This window comes from Clostridioides sp. ZZV15-6383 (genome assembly GCF_020657735.1).
Lineage (GTDB): Bacteria > Bacillota > Clostridia > Peptostreptococcales > Peptostreptococcaceae > Clostridioides > Clostridioides difficile_D.
On sequence record NZ_JAGWCV010000121.1, the window covers coordinates 1 to 1,592 of the forward strand.

Annotated in this window: 2 protein-coding genes; one reads left to right on the forward strand and one right to left on the reverse strand. The window is 25.8% G+C overall.

Going from position 1 to position 1,592, the window contains the following annotated elements; all coding sequences use genetic code 11:
- Positions 1–492: 492 nt before the first annotated feature.
- Positions 493–627, reverse strand: coding sequence for a hypothetical protein (locus KGF42_RS20640; protein WP_413927049.1), 135 nt, complete (start codon positions 625–627; stop codon positions 493–495).
- A 306-nt stretch (positions 628–933) separates the two neighbouring features.
- Between KGF42_RS20640 and KGF42_RS19020 the strand changes: the two genes are divergently transcribed.
- Positions 934–1,413, forward strand: coding sequence for a DUF2798 domain-containing protein (locus tag KGF42_RS19020; protein WP_227826900.1), 480 nt, complete (start codon positions 934–936; stop codon positions 1,411–1,413).
- Positions 1,414–1,592 lie beyond the last annotated feature (179 nt).

A 1,592-nucleotide genomic window follows, 5' to 3' on the forward strand; every position in this document is an offset into this window, starting at 1 on the left:
TATAACAAAGCGCATAAGAAATATTTATTCTACATTGTAAAATTAAATATATAAATAATATCTTCACTATTAAAAACTAAAAATTTAAGCTTTTCTTTTGTTGGCTTGTATTATTAAATTCCTCCATATTGTATTTTAGAAACATAACAAAACACTTCCTTCAAATCTGTTGAAGTCTAAATTTTTACAATTTCTACTATTATACAACAGTCAAACAAGTGGTACAAGAAAGTTATAAAAACACAATTCTAGGGTTAATAAAAATAAAGAACTCATAAAAATGAATTCTTTTATCTATAAATTTGATTAGTTTTTTAAATATAATCAATATAGTACATTCAGTTGCATAACCTGTAAAAACACCTTGAATAATCCTTAGGCCTAATAGCTGATAAACATTTTGTACAAATACTATGGTAAATATCACTTTCCCATACCAACACTTGCACGTAAAAGCATTGATTTTCTTCCATATTTATCAGCAGCTTTCCCTTAAATTGGTGAAAAGAATGCTGCTACTACAAAAGTACATCCAAAAATTATACCTGAATACTGTTGTATTAAGCCAACATCGGTTACACCCAACTGTTTAATATATAATGGAAGTATAGGTGCTATTTGGCTCATACCTATAGAACTAAAGAACAACCCTATCCAACATACAAATAAATTTCTTTTCCATAATTCAATATAAAACTACACCCCCTACATTTTAAATTTCTTTGACAGTTCTACAATTTTATTACTTTATACTATTAATTATAAAGTTAAAAAAAGACAATTTCCATTGTCAAATATAAAAAATAAAAATTTTTTATATTCATTTATGCCTATTTCAAAAATAAATTTCAAATTAAAAAAATTTACTTACGACAAAATCTTTCTTCATGTATAATCCTAATAGAAATAAATTTTACTTGGAGGTAAATGAATATGCCACAAAATAGAAAAGAAAGTTTAATATTTACGGTACTTATGTGTGCTTTTATGGTATTTTTTATGAGCGTTTATAATATTTCTATACATGATAAATTCTCATTAAATACCTTTAAAAATGCATGGTTGGATTTTCCAACTACATATATCATAGCTATGATTTTTGATTGGTTTATTGTTTCTAATGTTGCAAAGAAAGTAGCATTTCGTATTATAAATCCAGATACAAAACAAATTATAAAGGCTATTGTTATATCAAGTTGTATGGTCTGTGGAATGGTCATATGTATGTCTTTATTTGGAGCTATTAAATCAATTGGAAGTTCTAATACACTTATAGCTATATGGATTTTAAATATAGCCAACAATTTTATTGTTGCGTTGCCATTACAACTATTAATTGCAGGACCATTAGTCAGATTTATTTTTAGAACACTATTTCCAGAAGGTACAATTGTTGAAGTAGTAAATTCTTAAAATAAATAAGGGGCTGTCGCACTAAAAAATAGTGCTACGCCCTTTTTTGTATAAAAAATAAATCCCAAGTTCAAAAGAGCCTGGGATTCTTGTATAATAATTGTATGCAAAAACAAAATACTATACAAATTGATTATACTACTTATGGTGATAATTATCAATTTAAATTACCACTAAAT

Bases quoted from the DNA above. Each gene is read 5' to 3' on its own strand.
- KGF42_RS20640 (WP_413927049.1), bottom strand. From the start codon at position 627: ATGAGCCAAATAGCACCTATACTTCCATTATATATTAAACAGTTGGGT.
- KGF42_RS19020 (WP_227826900.1), top strand. From the start codon at position 934: ATGCCACAAAATAGAAAAGAAAGTTTAATATTTACGGTACTTATGTGT.